This is a genomic window from Cloacibacillus sp. (assembly GCA_036655895.1).
Taxonomy (GTDB): Bacteria; Synergistota; Synergistia; order Synergistales; family Synergistaceae; genus JAVVPF01.
The window spans coordinates 13,134-29,220 of record JAVVPF010000001.1; the positions used below are offsets into that span (position 1 = coordinate 13,134).

16 protein-coding genes are annotated in these 16,087 nt (G+C 54.8%); all 16 read left to right on the plus strand.

Features of this window, described 5'->3' with window-relative positions; translation table 11 throughout:
* The first annotated feature begins 32 nt into the window (after positions 1-32).
* A complete protein-coding gene (gene eno / locus RRY12_00055) occupies positions 33-1,310 on the plus strand; it encodes a phosphopyruvate hydratase (protein MEG2183061.1) in 1,278 nt (425 codons plus the stop codon).
* A 10-nt stretch (positions 1,311-1,320) separates the two neighbouring features.
* Entirely contained in the window at positions 1,321-1,959 is a 639-nt protein-coding gene (locus RRY12_00060) for a redox-sensing transcriptional repressor Rex (GenBank protein MEG2183062.1), read from the plus strand.
* A gap of 95 nt (positions 1,960-2,054) precedes the next feature.
* Complete coding sequence (yajC, locus tag RRY12_00065) at positions 2,055-2,537, plus strand: preprotein translocase subunit YajC (protein ID MEG2183063.1); 483 nt, start codon at positions 2,055-2,057, stop codon at positions 2,535-2,537.
* 96 nt (positions 2,538-2,633) lie between these two features.
* A complete protein-coding gene (gene secD / locus RRY12_00070; protein MEG2183064.1) occupies positions 2,634-4,016 on the plus strand; it encodes a protein translocase subunit SecD in 1,383 nt (460 codons plus the stop codon).
* A gap of 19 nt (positions 4,017-4,035) precedes the next feature.
* Positions 4,036-4,920: a protein translocase subunit SecF gene (secF, locus tag RRY12_00075; protein MEG2183065.1), complete on the plus strand. Its 885-nt coding sequence runs from the start codon at positions 4,036-4,038 to the stop codon at positions 4,918-4,920.
* A 135-nt stretch (positions 4,921-5,055) separates the two neighbouring features.
* On the plus strand, positions 5,056-5,421 hold the full coding sequence (locus tag RRY12_00080; GenBank protein ID MEG2183066.1) for a LapA family protein: 366 nt from the start codon (positions 5,056-5,058) through the stop codon (positions 5,419-5,421).
* Between the two features lie 2 nt (positions 5,422-5,423).
* Complete coding sequence (locus RRY12_00085) at positions 5,424-7,088, plus strand: DHH family phosphoesterase (protein ID MEG2183067.1); 1,665 nt, start codon at positions 5,424-5,426, stop codon at positions 7,086-7,088.
* Between the two features lie 22 nt (positions 7,089-7,110).
* Positions 7,111-9,432 (plus strand): bifunctional (p)ppGpp synthetase/guanosine-3',5'-bis(diphosphate) 3'-pyrophosphohydrolase, encoded by a 2,322-nt coding sequence (locus RRY12_00090; protein MEG2183068.1) that lies wholly within the window; start codon positions 7,111-7,113, stop codon positions 9,430-9,432.
* Positions 9,433-9,440: 8 nt separating this feature from the next.
* The gene (gene dtd, locus RRY12_00095) at positions 9,441-9,884 is read left to right on the plus strand and encodes a D-aminoacyl-tRNA deacylase (GenBank protein MEG2183069.1); all 444 of its coding nucleotides are present in this window, start codon (positions 9,441-9,443) and stop codon (positions 9,882-9,884) included.
* 5 nt (positions 9,885-9,889) lie between these two features.
* Positions 9,890-10,525: an MBL fold metallo-hydrolase gene (locus tag RRY12_00100; protein ID MEG2183070.1), complete on the plus strand. Its 636-nt coding sequence runs from the start codon at positions 9,890-9,892 to the stop codon at positions 10,523-10,525.
* Positions 10,526-10,534: 9 nt separating this feature from the next.
* Entirely contained in the window at positions 10,535-11,233 is a 699-nt protein-coding gene (radC, locus tag RRY12_00105) for a DNA repair protein RadC (GenBank protein ID MEG2183071.1), read from the plus strand.
* Positions 11,234-11,277: 44 nt separating this feature from the next.
* A complete protein-coding gene (locus RRY12_00110; protein MEG2183072.1) occupies positions 11,278-12,333 on the plus strand; it encodes a rod shape-determining protein in 1,056 nt (351 codons plus the stop codon).
* Positions 12,334-12,349: 16 nt separating this feature from the next.
* Positions 12,350-13,138 (plus strand): rod shape-determining protein MreC, encoded by a 789-nt coding sequence (mreC, locus tag RRY12_00115; protein ID MEG2183073.1) that lies wholly within the window; start codon positions 12,350-12,352, stop codon positions 13,136-13,138.
* Entirely contained in the window at positions 13,135-13,602 is a 468-nt protein-coding gene (locus RRY12_00120) for a hypothetical protein (protein ID MEG2183074.1), read from the plus strand. The genes mreC and RRY12_00120 overlap by 4 nt, the downstream gene beginning before the upstream one ends.
* A complete protein-coding gene (mrdA, locus tag RRY12_00125; GenBank protein MEG2183075.1) occupies positions 13,595-15,409 on the plus strand; it encodes a penicillin-binding protein 2 in 1,815 nt (604 codons plus the stop codon). The genes RRY12_00120 and mrdA overlap by 8 nt, the downstream gene beginning before the upstream one ends.
* A complete protein-coding gene (locus RRY12_00130; protein MEG2183076.1) occupies positions 15,406-16,074 on the plus strand; it encodes a septum site-determining protein MinC in 669 nt (222 codons plus the stop codon). Before mrdA ends, RRY12_00130 begins: the two co-directional genes overlap by 4 nt.
* Positions 16,075-16,087 lie beyond the last annotated feature (13 nt).

Below are 16,087 nucleotides of genomic sequence, written 5' to 3' on the forward strand. Positions count from 1 at the left end.
CCAGCGGCATTTTTTATCAAGGAGGAATAATGATGGCACGTATTGAGAATATCCACGCCAGAGAGATATTGGACTCCCGGGGTTATCCCACGGTAGAGGTCGAAGTGAGGCTCGACTCCGGCACAATAGGCGGCGCGAGCGTGCCGTGCGGCGCGTCGACGGGAAGGTACGAAGCCTTTGAATTAAGAGACAAAGACAACGGCCGCTACGGCGGACGCGGGGTCCAGAAGGCGGTCAAAAATATAAACGAGGCCATAGCTCCCGCGCTTAAAGGCGTAGACCCGTCGGAACAGGCTCTGGCCGACGGCATAATGACGGAGCTTGACGGCACGATGCACAAGGTGCGTCTTGGCGCAAACGCCATACTCGCGGTCTCCCTGGCCTGCGCGCGCGCCGCGTCCAATGAGCTTGTCATCCCGCTTTGGCGCTACCTCGGAGGGCTCAACGCCTCTTTGATGCCCGTGCCTATGATGAACATAGTAAACGGCGGAGCGCACGCCGACAATAACATCAACATCCAGGAATTTCTCATCGTACCGCACGGAGCGCCCTCCTTCTCCGAATCCCTGAGAATGGGTTCTGAGACCTACCACGCGCTGAAAGCGATCCTAGCGCGCGGCGGCAAGCCGACCGGCACGGGAGACGAAGGCGGCTTTGCCTGCGATTTCCGCGACCCGGACGAAATACTCGACACTATAATGCTTGCCATCAGAGAGGCCGGCTACCAGCCCGGAAAAGAGATCTCAATAGGGCTCGACGTGGCGGCGACGCAGTTCCTAAAGGACGGCGCCTACTGCTTCCCCGATGTCAAATGCCGATACACATCGGGCGACCTCATCGACATGTATGAAAACATTTGCTCAAAGTATCCCATCATCTCGATAGAAGACGGACTTGCCGAAGACGACTGGCAGGGCTGGGTCTCGCTCACGGAGCGCCTCGGCAAAAAGATACAGCTCATAGGCGATGACCTCTTTGTGACGCACACCGACAGGCTCAAAATGGGCGTTGAAAAGGGCGCGGCAAACTCCATACTGATAAAGCCGAACCAGATAGGCACTCTTACGGAAACTCTCAACGTGGCCGAGCTTGCCGCGCGTTCCGGATACAATATCATCATATCGCACCGGTCGGGTGAAACCTCCGACTCGTTCATCGCTGACCTTGCGGTGGCGACCGGCGCGGGACAGATAAAGGCCGGTTCTCCGCACGGCATGGACAGAGTAAGGAAGTACAACAGGCTGATACGCATAGAAGAAGCTCTTGGAAAGCGCGCCGTCTTTGCCGGCAAGCCTTCCTTGAGGGGATAGAGGAAGAATAATGAGGGTAGCGGAACCAACTGTAGAAAGACTGATCCAGTACTATCGCCTGCTCACGCTGATGAAGGAAGAGGGGCGCAAAGTCGTTTCGTCGCTTCAGATGGGCGAGATGCTTGGAATAAAGGCAAGTCAGGTGAGGAAAGACCTTTCCTATTTCGGAGAGATAGGAAAGCGCGGCGTTGGTTATCATGTGAATCGTCTCTGCGCGCACATCGAAAACATACTTTCATCTCCGCGCGTCTGGCACGTGGCGCTCGTAGGCGTCGGCAACCTTGGAACGGCGCTCATGGGACACACGGCCTTTCAGAGCTACAAGTTCACTGTAGAGGCGCTCTTTGACGTCGACCCTGACAAGGTCGGCAAAAAGCTGATGGGCGTCGAGTGCTTCCACACCGACGACATCGCCGCTGTAATGGAAGAAAAAAATATCGAGGTGCTGCTGCTGGCAGTTCCCGCGGCCGCGGCTCAGGCCTGCGTCGACAAGGCCGCGCTTTCGCCGACCTTAAAAGGCATATTGGCCTTTACGCCGGCCACGGTAGTCGTGCCCGACCGTATCTTGTTTTACAGAGTTGACATCTTCGTCGAGCTTGAAAAGCTTCTTTTCTTCTTGAAGGAGCAGGAAAAAACACCGTTAAATTAAAATGAGATAGGCACAAGCGCCCATCTCATGATAAAATAACCGTTGTGGCGGCAATTAAGCTAATTGAATATCAAGATTTGTAAGGAGGAATTGTTTTGGGTCAGCAGGGCGGTTTGATGGGGATGATGTTGCCTCTCGCAATGTTTGCGGCGATTTTCTATTTTATGATTATCAGGCCGCAGAAGAAAAAGCAGAAGGCTCACGATGACATGCTTGCCAATATCAGCAAAGGCGATACAGTCATCACGGCCGGAGGATTTTTCGGCGTAGTTCGCGAGGTGCTCGACGACAGCTATATCATTGAGCTTGACGAAGGCGTGAAGGCGCGTATCCTCAAGAGCTCCATATCAATGAAGAAGTCCGACGGATCTGCGGTAAGCGCGCAGCCAAAGAAGAAAAAGGCGAAGAAGCAGGACGGCGCTCAGGACGATGTGAAACCGGCTGAACTGGAATCACAGGCCGGCGATGCTCAGGCCATAGAGGCCGCGGCGACAGACGGCGCTCCCGCCGAAGCCGTTATAGAAGATCAGATCATCGATTCAGAAGCAAAAGCTGATGAAGCAAAAAAAGAGGCTTAACTTCAGCCTGAGCTAAAAAAGTACTCTGTATCCAGCGGAGAGGACATTATTTTTATAACAGTCCACTCCGTTTTCTTTGTAAGGAGGCGCGTGTGAATGCTAAAGAGAGACAAATGGCGGCTTATATTTGTCATAGCAGTAATTTTGATTGCCGCGGCAGTTGCATTTCCAATAAAAGGCAAGGTCCGTCTCGGGCTTGACTTAAGAGGCGGTGTACATATCATTCTGCAGGCAAAGGGGACTCCGGAAAATCCGCTTACCCCCGACAGCCTTGAAAGGCTGCTCGTAGTTCTTCGTTCCCGTATCGACCAATATGGCATAGCGGAGCCCGTTATCCAGCGCGAAGGCGACGACCGTATAGCTGTCGACCTTCCCGGCATCGAAGACCCGGAAGCGGCGCTTGATCTCATCGGACGCACCGCGGTGCTGCAATTCCGCCAGGTGCTCGGAGAATCTCCGCACGTTCCCGCAAAACCGGTGCGCTCAAACTACGACAGCGACGAACAGTTCAAAACTGCGCAGGAACGTTGGACCAAGGCTAAAGCTGAAGTCGACGTTTACATAGACCAGATGAAAGAGGCCGTCAAAGGCAACGCTGACATGATGGTCGCAAAGGGCGAAAACAGCGGAGCCTACCTCCTCGGCAAGCAGTATGTTGGAGGCGCGGAGCTTACAAAGGCCGAAACAAACTTCGACCAGTTCGGCAAAGCCGCGGTATCGCTGAAATTCAACACGGACGGCGCAAAGCTCTTTGACGAAGCGACGGCGGTCAACATAGGCAAGCAGATAGCCATCGTGCTTGACGGCGTAGTGATCTCAGCGCCGGTCGTACAGCAGCGCATCTCCGGAGGAGAGGCTCAGATAACAGGCTCCTTCTCAACGGAAGAGGCGAACAGGTTGGCCATCATGCTCCGCGCGGGCGCACTTCCCGTCAACGTCGAGATACTTGAAAACCGCTCTGTTGGGCCGACGCTCGGCGCGGACTCCATCCATGAAGGCGTGAAGTCCGGCCTCATAGGCGCTGCGCTCGTCGTAGTATTCATGATAGTCTACTACGGACTGCTTGGCATCGCGGCCGACATCGCGCTTGCAGTCGCAATGCTCCTGGTCGTGGCTACGCTCATCGCGCTTAAATCGACGCTTACTCTGCCAGGCATCGGAGGCATGGTGCTTACGATAGGCATGGCGGTCGACGGCAACATTCTCATATACGAAAGAATGAAAGAGGAGTTCCGTTCCGGCAAGACCCTTATGGCGGCGCTTGACGCCGGCTTCCGCAAGGCGCTTGTCGTCATTCTGGACTCAAATATCACGACCCTCATCGCAGCCGCGATACTCTTCTACTTTGGAAGCGGCCCGATCCGCGGTTTCGCTGTAACACTGAGCATTGGCGTCGTGGCCTCCGTCTTCTGCAACACTGTGGTGACACGCACGCTGCTTGGCATAGTCCTTTCAGCGCGCAAGAATCACACCTTATAAGAAAGGGAGGCAGTAAAAAATGGCTACATTTGACGCTTCAAAATTACATTTCCCATTTATGAAATACCGGATGGTGCTGCTTGGCATCAGCCTTGTCTGCATAATCGCGTCCCTTGGGCTCTTCTTCGCCAAAGGGCTGAACCTGGGAGTCGACTTTACCGGAGGACTTGTCCTTCAGGTGAAATTTGAAAAGTCCGTAGACGTAGCGGAGGTCCGCGCGGCGTTAAGCGGCATCGGACAGGGCAACGCGACGATACAGGCCTTTGACAACAGCGACATACTCCTGCGCTTCCAGGCTCAGGATGATAACGTCCGCAAGCAGGTGCTTGAGACGCTGAAAGAAAAAATCGGCCCCTACAAGGTGCTGCGCATCGACAAAATAGGCCCGGTGGTCGGAAAAGAGCTTCGCGCTCAGGCGGCCTACTCGCTTCTGCTCGCTCTTGCCGGCATCCTGCTGTACATGGCCTATCGTTTCCGTTTCCGTTTCGGAGCCGTGGCGGTAGCCTCGCTCATGCATGACGTCATAATCATGCTTGGCGTCTACAGCCTCACAGGAAAAGAGGTCTCCGTCACATTCATCGCGGCCATCCTCACAGTCGCGGGCTACTCGTTGAACGACTCCATAGTCGTCCTCGACCGTATCCGCGAAAACTGGGGCAGCATAAACAGCAAGGGCATCGTGGCGCTCGTCGACAACTCCATCAACCAGACGCTGTCGCGCACCATCAACACCTCGCTCACGACGCTGCTTCCAGTCATTTCGATGTACATCTTCGGCGGCGAGGTAATAAGCAACTTTGCCTTCGCCTTCCTGATAGGCATCGGCGTCGGCACCTACAGCTCCATCTACATCGCAAGCTCGCTGCTTGTGGAATGGTATATAAGGTCGCCGAAATATAAATAACCGCATTACGCTTTACTACTAAAAAATCTCTCCCTCGTAATTTGGGAGAGATTTTTTTTATTTTATGTTGTATCATATTGAATGTAAATGAAGATGGGCGGGGCCTCAAAGGCCTTTGCCGCGGGAGGAATTTTTTTGAAAAGCTATATTCTTGCGATCGTTGTTACTATGTTTCTCTCTGCGCTTTTTGCCTTTCAGAACATCGGAGAGGTGACTGTAAGGTTCCTGTTTTTTGAGTGGACTTTGCCGCAGGGGGTCTGGGAGGTAGTGCTCTTCTCGTCGGGCGCCGCCATAATGTGGTTCTTCTCGCTGTTCTCTGTATTTGAAGTTCGTTCCAAGTATAAAAAAGAATTAAAGGCGAAAGACGAAAAGATAGCCTCTTTAGAACAGGAAAAGAAGACTATCCTTGAATCGCTGACAATGAAGGCCCACACGGCGCCGCTGGATGAAAGCGAAACGCAGCAGACGGGCTCCGCCACGGGAACTGAAACGGCAGAATAAAATTGGTAGTTCGCTGCACCAGAGATGAACTGAACATTTTTACCCAGTCCGAGGTCTCAGCGGAAATAGCGGCGAAATTTAATTGTTCTCCATTTCAGGCGTCATTGCTGGAAATGCGCGGCCTCACAGCCGATGTAATGCCGCGTGAAGTAGAAAATTGGCTTTCTCCCCATTTACCGCACCTGTTGGAGAAACTTGACCTGGGCGCAACAAACAATAAGGCGGCAGAGCTTGTGAGAAAACTTTCTTCAAGCTCCGATGTCGTTGTATACGGAGATTACGACGTTGACGGTATCTCATCCACCGCCATAGCTATGGAACTTGCGCTTTCCTACAAGGCGCACGTAAGATATTTCATCCCTCACCGCTTCAATCAGGGTTACGGGCTTCATAAAGACGTGGCGGAGACGATCGCAAAAAGAAAGTGCGACCTCGTCATCGTCGTCGACTGCGGCTCTCAGGACGCGGAGGCCGTAGAGATATTAAAAAAACACGGCATCCCCGTCGTAGTATTCGACCATCATCTCGTTGAGGGAACTGTGGCTGCGTGTGACACGATAGTGAACCCGCAGATAGCGGGGGACGCCGCGGCAAAAAGGCTCTGCGCCACCGGCGTGATATGGAGCTGGATATGGCAGAACGAGCTTCTTCCGCAGAAACAGCTTTTAAAGCTGCTCGACGTGGTCGCGCTTGCTACCATCGCGGACTGCGTTTCGATGGCCTCGTCGCTGAACAGGGCGCTAGTTCGTGAAGGACTGAAGTCCATACGCGCAAACGCAAGGCCCGGCCTCAACATATTGATGGAACAGCTTGGGATAACTCCCGCCGCTATCGACACGGAAGACCTCGCGATGAAGATAATCCCGTGTCTCAACGCGGCGGGCCGCCTCTATCTGGCAGACCTCGCGGTCGACATACTCTTTCCGAGCACACATCTGGAAACCAACGTAGGACGCCTCATTGCGTTAAACCGCAAAAGGCGGGAGCTTTCGTCGAAGATTCTAGAACAGGTGGACGAGTTCAGCAGCGGCCGCTTTAAATACGTGCTGACAAACGACGATTGGTCTGTCGGCGTATTGAGCAGCGTCGCAAGCAGGATATGCGGCGAAAGGAACACTCCCGTGGCTCTTGTAGCCGCGGTCGGCGAAATAATGCGCGGAACGCTGCGTATGCCGGCGGGCGGAGACGCGGTCGGCGTTTTAAAACGCCTCGCCCCGATGCTCAACACATGGGGCGGACACAGGCTCGCCGCAGGCTTCAGCGTTAAAATGGAAAACTGGGAGCCTCTGCGCGAACAGATGGAGCGGATGCTCTCTGAGATAAAGGTCGTCAACGAAAAATGCGACCTGCTTTACTGGAACCCGGTAAATTTGAATATAGAGACATGGCATGAGGCTGTGGCGCTCGGCCCCTTCGGAATGGAAAACCCGGCGCCCCTGCTTTACGCGCCCTACGGCGGGCAGATGAAGCTGCTGCCGCTTGGTAAGACAGGAAAGCACGTCAAGATAGAGCTTGGCGCCGCTTCGCTTCTGGCCTTCGGCGCGGCCGACATGCTGCGCGAAGAGCGTCCTATCGACGGATGGGTCTATAAACCCCGTTTGGATACGTGGCGGAATGTGACGTCGCTGCAATTCGTACTTGAAAAAATCGTCACACACGATGGATAATATGCGCGGCGGTGATGAAAAGATGAATACGGAGAACAATAACAAAAAAGCGCCGGCACCTAGCGTGCGATCGGCGCACCTCACAGAGATCGCGAACATGAGCGGTTTTTCGATGGGCGAAAAAGAAAGCCGCGCGTTGATGGAGAGCTTCTGGGGCCGCATCGCCGAGGAGCAGCGCGTCCCGTCGCTGCGTCTTGCGTGGCAGGACCTCTGGAGCAAGGCCGCGCTCTACCTGACAAAAGAAGATATGATGACAGTAGGCGAGACCTTCGTCTATTCCTCAGTGGCGCACGGCGCGCAGCGCAGGTACACAGGCGAACCGTACATAATACACACGGTGAGCGTCGCCGCCATCCTGTGCAGCATGGAGATAGACCGAGTCACAATAGTGGCCTCGCTGCTCCACGATGTGCTCGAAGACACGCCCATCACGCCGGAGCAGCTCAAAGAAAAATTCGGCGAAGAGGTCGTCACTCTTGTGGACGGCGTAACGAAGCTCGGCAAGCTGCAGTTCAAATCTCTTGAAGAATATCAGGCTGAAAACATTCGCAAGATGTTCGTCGTCATGGCGAAGGACATCCGCGTCGTCCTCATCAAACTGGCCGACCGCCTGCACAACATGCGCACCATCTCCTCCCACAGGCGCGAAAAACAGCTGGCCATAGCGCACGAAACGATAGAAATATACGCGCCGCTTGCGCACCGGCTTGGCATCTATCACGTAAAAAGGGAGCTCGAAGACCTCTCCTTCCGTATACTTGACCCAGAGATGTATTACGACCTCAAACGACGCGTGCGCAAAAAACTTCCCGAACGCGAGCTAATCATAAAAGAGGCGATGGACATCCTTACAAAACGCCTCATGGAAGACGGGGTGGAAGTCTCCGTCAAAGGCCGTCCGAAACATTTTTACAGCATCTACGAAAAAATGCGCCGCAAGAACCTGTCGCTCGAACAGCTCTACGACCTGCTTGCTCTGCGCGTGGTGGTGAAGACCATCGGCGAGTGCTATCAGGTGCTTGGCATAGTACACACCATCTGGAAACCTATCCCCGGGCTTTTTGACGACTATATAGCAAATCCGAAGAGCAACATGTACCAGTCGCTCCACACCACGGTGGTCGGGCCAAACGGCGACCCGCTTGAAGTGCAGATACGCACGCGCGAGATGCACTACCTGGCGGAGTACGGCATCGCCGCGCACTGGAACTACAAAGAGGGCGGACAAAAGGTCGACAACCTAGACAAAGGGCTTACCTGGATACGCAAAGCGCTCGAGACCGCGCCCGACAGCCACGACGGGGAGGGAGACGGCGTCCAGTTCCTCGACAACCTCAAAACGGACGTGCTTTCAAGTGACGTCTTTATCTTCACGCCGCAGGGCAAGGTCGTTTCAATACCGAACGGATCCACCTCGATAGATTTCGCCTACGCCGTCCACACGCAGATAGGCCATAAATGCGTAGGTACGATGATAAACGGCCGTATCGCGCCGATGGACCAGCAGCTTCAAAACGGCGACATCGTGCGCATCCTCACCTCGCCGCAGGGCAAACCGTCTCGTGACTGGCTCAAAATAGCAAAGTCAAGCCGCACAAGGTCAAAAATAAAATCATGGTTCAGGCAGCAGGAGAGGCAGGAGCGCGAAGAAAAACTAAAGCGCGGCCGCGAAATGCTCGAAAAAGAGGCAGCCCGCCGCAGCCCCGCCACGCCGAACCCGCTTGAAGCGATAACATCGCAGCTTACGCACGTAGCCCGCGAACTTGGCTATCTGAACCTTGAAGAACTGATAATCTCAGTAGGTTCAAGCGCCCATTCTCCTTCAAGCGTGCTTGGGCGCATCTCGCCGGAAGAGCCGAAGCCTTCGCCCGAGACGCTGCCGCCGGCCCCGCCCCAGCGCAAAGAGGCGGATTCCGAAATCATAGTTGAAGGCACGCAGGGGGTGCTCGTAGCCTTGGCCCAGTGCTGCCGCCCGATACCGGGAGACCCGATCACAGGCGTAGTCACTCAGACGCACGGCATCTCCGTCCACAGAAAAGACTGCAAGAACATTGAAAAGGCCGACCCGGCAAAACATGTCACAGTCTCGTGGGGCATCGCTAAAAACACGCGATACACCGCGCGCATCAAGGTGGAAGGCATCGAAAAGCAGTCGCTTCTTGGCGACATAGTGCAGACCATCACGACGATGGACGGCCTCATCGCAAACGTCAAGGCGAACGTCGTCAACAACACGCGCACGCGCGTAACGGCAGACCTGCAGGTGAAGGACTTGGAACACCTCTACCGCATCATAGCGAAGCTCAATAATATTTCAGGCATTTTAGAGATAACCAGGGGGTAGATTTTTTAATGAAGGCGCTCTTGCAGAGAGTGACGAAAGCCGGAGTATCCGTAAGCGGAGAAGTGATAGGCGAGATCCAAAAAGGCATAGTCGTGCTTTTGGGAGTTTATCCTGATGATACGCAGCAGGATATAGATTGGCTCTCAGAAAAAATAATAAATCTTCGCATTTTTGACGACGAAGATGGTAAAATGAATCTTTCAGCGGCAGATATAAGAGGGGAAATTCTTGTAATATCTCAGTTCACCCTCTGCGGCGAGTGTAAGAAAGGCCGCCGTCCGTCATGGGCCAAAGCGGCCGCGCCGGAGTTTGCCAATGAGATGTACGAAAAATTTATTGATTCGGTCAAAAAGAGCGGGCTTTTCGTCGCGCATGGACAGTTTCAGGCCTATATGGCCGTAGACATCCACAACGACGGGCCTGTGACCCTAATGATAGATACTAAGGAGTGAATCAAATGAACATTAAGAGATTTCCGCTGGGGGCTCTGTGGACCAACTGTTATCTGATATGGGACGATAAAGGCGACGGCTTCATTGTAGACCCTGGCGGCCCGGCGGAAGAGGTGGAAGATTTTATCCGCAGTCACGACATCAAACTCCAGTGGATACTTTTGACGCACGGGCACAACGACCATATCGGCGGCATTCCCGGCCTGCGCAACCTCTCGGATAACGGCGTAGCGGTCCACGCGGACGACGCTGAGTGCCTGACAAGCGCCGAAAAAAATCTCTCCACCTACATGGGAGCCTCTGTTGAGATGCCGTCAGCCGACAGGCTGCTGCACGACGGAGACAAACTCAAGGTGGGCAGCATGACGGTCGACGTCGTCCACACGCCGGGCCATACGCTGGGAGGCGTCTGCCTGCTCGTCACAGACACCGCGAAGGACGAACAGTTCCTCGTTTCAGGCGACACGCTCTTTGCCCGTTCCGTAGGCAGAAGCGACCTTCCCGGAGGAGACGAGAACGTCCTCATCGAATCGCTGAAAAAACTTGACGGGCTTCCCGATAAAATGCGCGTCTTCCCAGGCCACGGCCCAGAGACGACGATAGGAGCCGAAAAGCGTTATAATCCCTACTGGCCTAAATAGAGGCGCCGCGTGAACATCTCCCAGATCCCCTCATGCGAGCGTCCGCGCGAGAAGCTGATCGAGCATGGAGCGGAGTCGCTGTCGCTTGCGGAACTTCTCGCCGTTCTTTTAAGGACCGGCCTTCCGGGTGAGGACGTCGTCACGATGTCGCAGAACCTGCTGAATAAAATGGGCGGACTTGAAGGCATGGCAAGGGCGGGAATGGCAGAACTGATGCGCGAAAAGGGACTTAAGGCTGCTAAGGCGGCGTCGCTTGCCGCGGCGCTGGAACTTGGAAAGCGCATGGTGCTGCAAAACGACGCGGAAAAGGGAAAATGGGAGCACAGGCTGCGCACTATAGCCTTTGAAACTAAATACATGGAACGCGAGGGGATATACGCGCTCTTTTTAAGCGCGAGGGACAAGCTGCTTGGCGAATCCCGGCTCTCTTACGGGGGGCTTTCAGGCGCGTTCCTCGACCTGCCGGTCTTTTTCAGGCAGGCGGTGCGCGTCGGCGCGGTGAAGGTGGTGCTGCTTCACAACCACCCTGACGGAATAAAAGACACAAGCGCGGACGACAGGAAACTTACGGAATATGTGGAAAAGGCGCTTCGTTTTTTGGGAATAGAATTAAAGGCGCATTACATCGCAGCCGACGGCGAACTTTTTCTGATAGGACGCGCAGTTTGCGAACCGGAAAAAGGAACGCCGCTACGCGCGGCGGATTAAGAGGCACTTGCAACTTGCAATATATTTGAAAGCGGGGGTTAAATTTGTTCAATTTCAGACCGAACCTTTTCAATAACGAAATCGGCATTGACATTGGAACGGTAAATACAGTCATATATGTAAAGTCGAAGGGCGTAGTCATAAACGAACCTTCCGTCATCGCGGTGCGCAACATAAACCGCAAAGGACAGAAGGAAATAATAGCACTAGGCTCAGAGGCAAAGAAAATGGTCGGACGCACGCCGGTGGACATCACCACGGTGCGCCCTCTTTCCCACGGCGTCATTGCGGACTTTGAGATGACGCAGCACATGCTGCGCCACTACATGCAGCTCGCGGTCGCATCAAGCGGGATGTTCTCGCACCCGCGCGTGGCCGTCTGTGTTCCGGCAAGCGTCACAGAGGTAGAAAAACGCGCCGTTGTAGAGGTTACGCTCGCGGCCGGCGCAAAAGAGGCCTTCGTAGTCGAGGAGCCGCTTGCCGCGGCGCGCGGCATAGGGCTGCCGATTGACGAAGCGCAGGGCAACATGGTTGTAAATATGGGCGGCGGCACCTGCGACGTGGCGGTGCTTTCTCTTGGCGGCATCGTCATAAACCAGTCCGTCCGCGTGGCGGGAGACGCCATCGACGAGGCTATCATCATGATGCTTCGCCAGAATTACACGCTTGCCATCGGCGACACCACCGCCGAAGAGATAAAAATCGCAATAGGTTCGGTCATTCCTATTGATCAGGAACTTAAAATGGACGTAAAGGGCCGCGACCTCGTGGACGGCCTGCCGAAGGTCATAAGCATCTCCTCCGAAGAGGTGCGCGAAGCGATAGAGCCCATCATCATGCAGATAGAGGACACCATAAGGTCTACCCTAGAACGCACTCCGCCGGAGCTTGTCCGCGACGTCGTCGATCAGGGTATAGTGCTCTCTGGAGGCACAGCGAATTTAAGAGGCCTCAACATCCGCTTTGCTGACGCGCTCAACGTGCCGATACATCTTGCGGAACAGCCGCTCTTTTCTGTGGCGCTCGGCCTTGGTAAAATACTCGAGATGCCGCAGGATAAAAAGCGTCTCTCCATCGCCGTTGAGAAACAGGGAGCATGAGGGGATTAAAAAATAAATGCGTCTGTTAGTCAGAGGCGTCCGTCCGGGCGTGAGCGGATTCATCTCAGTGATCGCCGGCATGGCCATACTCTTTTTCATGACCGCCGCGCCTTCTGTCAAATACGCGGCCATTGAGGTGGTAAACGCCGCCCTCACCTATCCTGAAAAGCCGGTGCTTTACGTCCGCAACATCGTAAAGATAAGCGGCAACTGGGTGCTGGAGAGGGCGAGCCTTCAGGAACGCGTGGCGAAGCTCGAATTAAAAAACCAGGCGTTTGCGGAGGCGCTCCAAAAGGCCGGCATCGCGAAGCCCGCGCCCAAGGTCTCCTACATAAGGGCCGTAGTGACGCTGCGTTACCCGCAGGACTGGTGGCAGGAGTTTCGTATCGACAAAGGAGCTAAAGACGGCGTGCTTGAAAAAGCGGCCGTCACCTCGGAGGGCTATTTCGTCGGCCGCGTCACGCGCGTCGGCGATAATTACGCGTGGGTCGAGCTGATCACCTCCGCCTCATTTCTTTTGGCGGCGGCGGTCGACCAGACGCGCGACCTGGGCGTCGTAAACGGCGACGACTTCGGACGCCTGAAACTGCTCTACGTGCCGGAGGAACGCCAGCTTAAAAAAGGCATGACCATCTCCACCTCTCTTATGAGCGACCTCATCCCGCCGGGGCTTCCCATCGGCACGATAATAGGCGCGGAGGACAACAAAGAGGGCTATACGGAGATGCGTCTTTCGGCTGGCGCGCATTTGACGCAGCTCTACAATGTAGAAGTCTTTACTGGAAAGGGCGTGGAACGTCAATGACCTTCCTGTTCGTTATATGGCTCCTTCAGGACTTCGCGCAGCTGCTTTTGATGGGCATCTGCATGGTGCCCGACGTCTTCTTGCTTGCTATACTCTTTATGGCGCTTCTTCCCGACACCACGTGCAACAGGCAGACTGCGCTCGTATGGGCGGCCTTCATAGGCGGCGTAATATGGGACCTTAGGTGGACCAACCTGCCGGGGCTTACGGCGGCTATCGGCGGCGGCGTAGTCGGCCTTGCCTGCTTTCTGTGGCAGAAGACGCCGGCGCAGGGACGTTCCGCCGGGCTCTTTGCCACGATGTGCATCTTCTGCGAACTGCTCTACGCCGGAGTTCATTTCTTTTTCTGGACGATTCCCAGTCAGACGGCGATGCGCCAGTTTATCGTGCAGCAGCTTATGGCGGTACCGCTTATAATCCTTTTCTCGTGGCTGTTCTGGAAGGTCTCTTTAAGACATGCATAACCCGCAATACACAAAATTTGACGCCGTCCGCCGTCTGCGTTTTTTGCAGTCGGCAGTCTTCGTCTCTTTTTTGCTGCTTGCTTCAGGGCTTTTTTTCTTTCAGATAATACAGGGCAACGACTACATAAAACTTGCTTCCAACAACAGGCTTCGCATACTTAGGATAACGCCTCCGCGCGGCAGCATCGTAGACGTAAACGGCGCTCCTCTTGCCGTAAACGTCAGGACCTTCAACATCAACGGCTATCCCATAGATTTGCAGAAGGAGGAAAACATCGCCTCCATCACGTCGCTGCTTCAGCGCAACGGCATCCCGATGACGCAGGAAAAATTCCGCGAATTGGTCGCAAAACAATACTCCGCGCCATACCGCGCCATCACCGTCGCCACAAACCTCACCTTCGCGCAGGTGGCTGAGATAATAATGGACAAAGATTTTAAAAAGACGCTCTTTCTAACCTCCGTCTGGCGGCGCACATATCCCGCTGCGCAGTACGCGGCGCACGTCGTGGGCTACGTCGCAGAGATAACCAAAGAGGAGCTGGAGGCAAGAGATTCCGAGTCCTACATGGGCGGAGACATGATAGGCAAGAACGGCATCGAGGGAAAATACGAGGAGCGGCTAAAGGGCGCGGCTGGCGAAGAAGTCATAGAGGTCGACTCCAGAGGCCGCAAGCTTCGCAATGTGAGCTACCTCAAATCCACCAAGGGCGACGACATGACGCTCACCATCGACATAGCGGCGCAGCGCTACGCGGCGGAGCTTTTGGGTGATTTTCGCGGCGCCGTCATCGCGATGGATGTAAAAACCGGCGCGGTGCGCTGTCTTTACTCGGCTCCAAGCTACGACCCGAACCCGCTCACCTGGGGCATAACAAACGAAGAATGGCGCGCGCTGAACGACAAAACGAAGCGCCCCATGATGAACCGCGCCATATCGGGGGCCTATCCTCCCGCCTCCACCTTCAAACTTATAACAGGCTCCGCAGTGCTTGAGACTGGAACGGTAAATCAGTACACGAGCGTCTACTGCCCCGGCTACTACGAACTGGGCAACAGACGTTTTCGCTGCTGGAAACACAGTGGACACGGGCGCGAGACCATAGTGACCGCGCTCAGGGACTCATGCGACGTCTATTTTTATCACTTCGCCTACCAGATGGGCATAGACCGGCTGCTTAAGACCGCCGAAAAATACGGCGTCGGAGAAAAAACGGGGATAGACCTTCCCGGAGAGGTATCGGGCACTCTTGCCGGTCCCGACTGGAAGAAGAAAAGAATAAAAGAGAACTGGTACGGCGGAGATACTGTAAACTATTCGATAGGGCAGGGATATGTGCTGATGACGCCGCTGCAAGTCCTCAGGGCCTACGCAGCGGTGGCGAATGGTGGTAAACTTTTAACGCCCAGGCTGAATGCCGCGGCTCCAGTGGAGAGCGCTCCTCTTGATATATCGTCAAACGTCATGAAACTCATACAGGGCGGTATGCAGGAGGTAACAAAGAGCGGCACCGGTAAAAGGGCCAGCTCATTTGGCGTGGCCGTCGCTGGAAAGACCGGCACGGCGCAGAACTCGCACGGCGAGGACCACGCGTGGTTCGTAGGCTTCGCTCCCGCCGACGACCCGAAGTATGTCGCCGTGGCAATAGCGGAGGCCGGCAAAGCCGGCTCGTCTGTAACTGGGCCTATAGTAGGTAAAATGCTGAATTTCTTGATAAACGGCAAAAAATATGCACAGCCGTCCGATACGGCGGGGGTCGCCTACCCCGCGCCCGCCGGAGGCCAAAGCAGAGGTGCTGAAAGATGATACAATTAAAGGGCAGGCAGGCCGGTTCTCTGAAATGTATAGTGCCGGCCGACATGAGCGAACGTCAGATGTTCGATGGATTTGCTTCGCTGCTTTCTACGGGCAGCAGCCTGTTGAACGGCAGCGAGATAGTCATCGACCTGCAGGAGCGCAGATTTTCTCCGTCCCTTCTGACGAAGATATGGAAAAGTTTCATCGAGCCAAGCGGTTCTTCGATATCGTACTGGATTGTGACGGACAATGATTCTCGCGCCTCTCTTGAACGGATGGGCTTCAAGGTCTCTCCAGAGGACGCGACTCCCGTGGCCGTCCCAGTAAGGTCCGACGCTTTGGGTGTAGACGCGTGCGTCTATTTTGGCACGCTGCGCGGCGGCCAGAAGATATCGCACACAGGCGACGTCATCGTCATAGGCAACGTAAATCAGGGCGCGGAGATTGCGGCCAAAGGCGACGTCACGATAATAGGCCGGCTCAACGGCCTTGTTCACGCCGGCTGCTGCGGCGACGACGCCATGATAATTCTTACCAGATCGCTTGAAGCGGGGCAGATAAGAATCGGGACGAAAGTTGGTATAATAGACAGGGATTCTCCGTACTGGGGCAAAGAGGTATCTATCCAAATATCAAATGGAAACGTGCAGGTGCTCCCATGGCCGGCACTATAAAGGAGGACAACGG

Coding starts and splice junctions, on each gene's coding strand:
- RRY12_00130 (MEG2183076.1), top strand. CDS start 15,406: ATGATACAATTAAAGGGCAGGCAGGCCGGTTCTCTGAAATGTATAGTG.
- RRY12_00060 (MEG2183062.1), top strand. CDS start 1,321: ATGAGGGTAGCGGAACCAACTGTAGAAAGACTGATCCAGTACTATCGC.
- secD (MEG2183064.1), top strand. CDS start 2,634: ATGCTAAAGAGAGACAAATGGCGGCTTATATTTGTCATAGCAGTAATT.
- mreC (MEG2183073.1), top strand. CDS start 12,350: ATGCGTCTGTTAGTCAGAGGCGTCCGTCCGGGCGTGAGCGGATTCATC.
- RRY12_00120 (MEG2183074.1), top strand. CDS start 13,135: ATGACCTTCCTGTTCGTTATATGGCTCCTTCAGGACTTCGCGCAGCTG.
- eno (MEG2183061.1), top strand. CDS start 33: ATGGCACGTATTGAGAATATCCACGCCAGAGAGATATTGGACTCCCGG.
- dtd (MEG2183069.1), top strand. CDS start 9,441: ATGAAGGCGCTCTTGCAGAGAGTGACGAAAGCCGGAGTATCCGTAAGC.
- secF (MEG2183065.1), top strand. CDS start 4,036: ATGGCTACATTTGACGCTTCAAAATTACATTTCCCATTTATGAAATAC.
- RRY12_00100 (MEG2183070.1), top strand. CDS start 9,890: ATGAACATTAAGAGATTTCCGCTGGGGGCTCTGTGGACCAACTGTTAT.
- RRY12_00090 (MEG2183068.1), top strand. CDS start 7,111: ATGAATACGGAGAACAATAACAAAAAAGCGCCGGCACCTAGCGTGCGA.
- mrdA (MEG2183075.1), top strand. CDS start 13,595: ATGCATAACCCGCAATACACAAAATTTGACGCCGTCCGCCGTCTGCGT.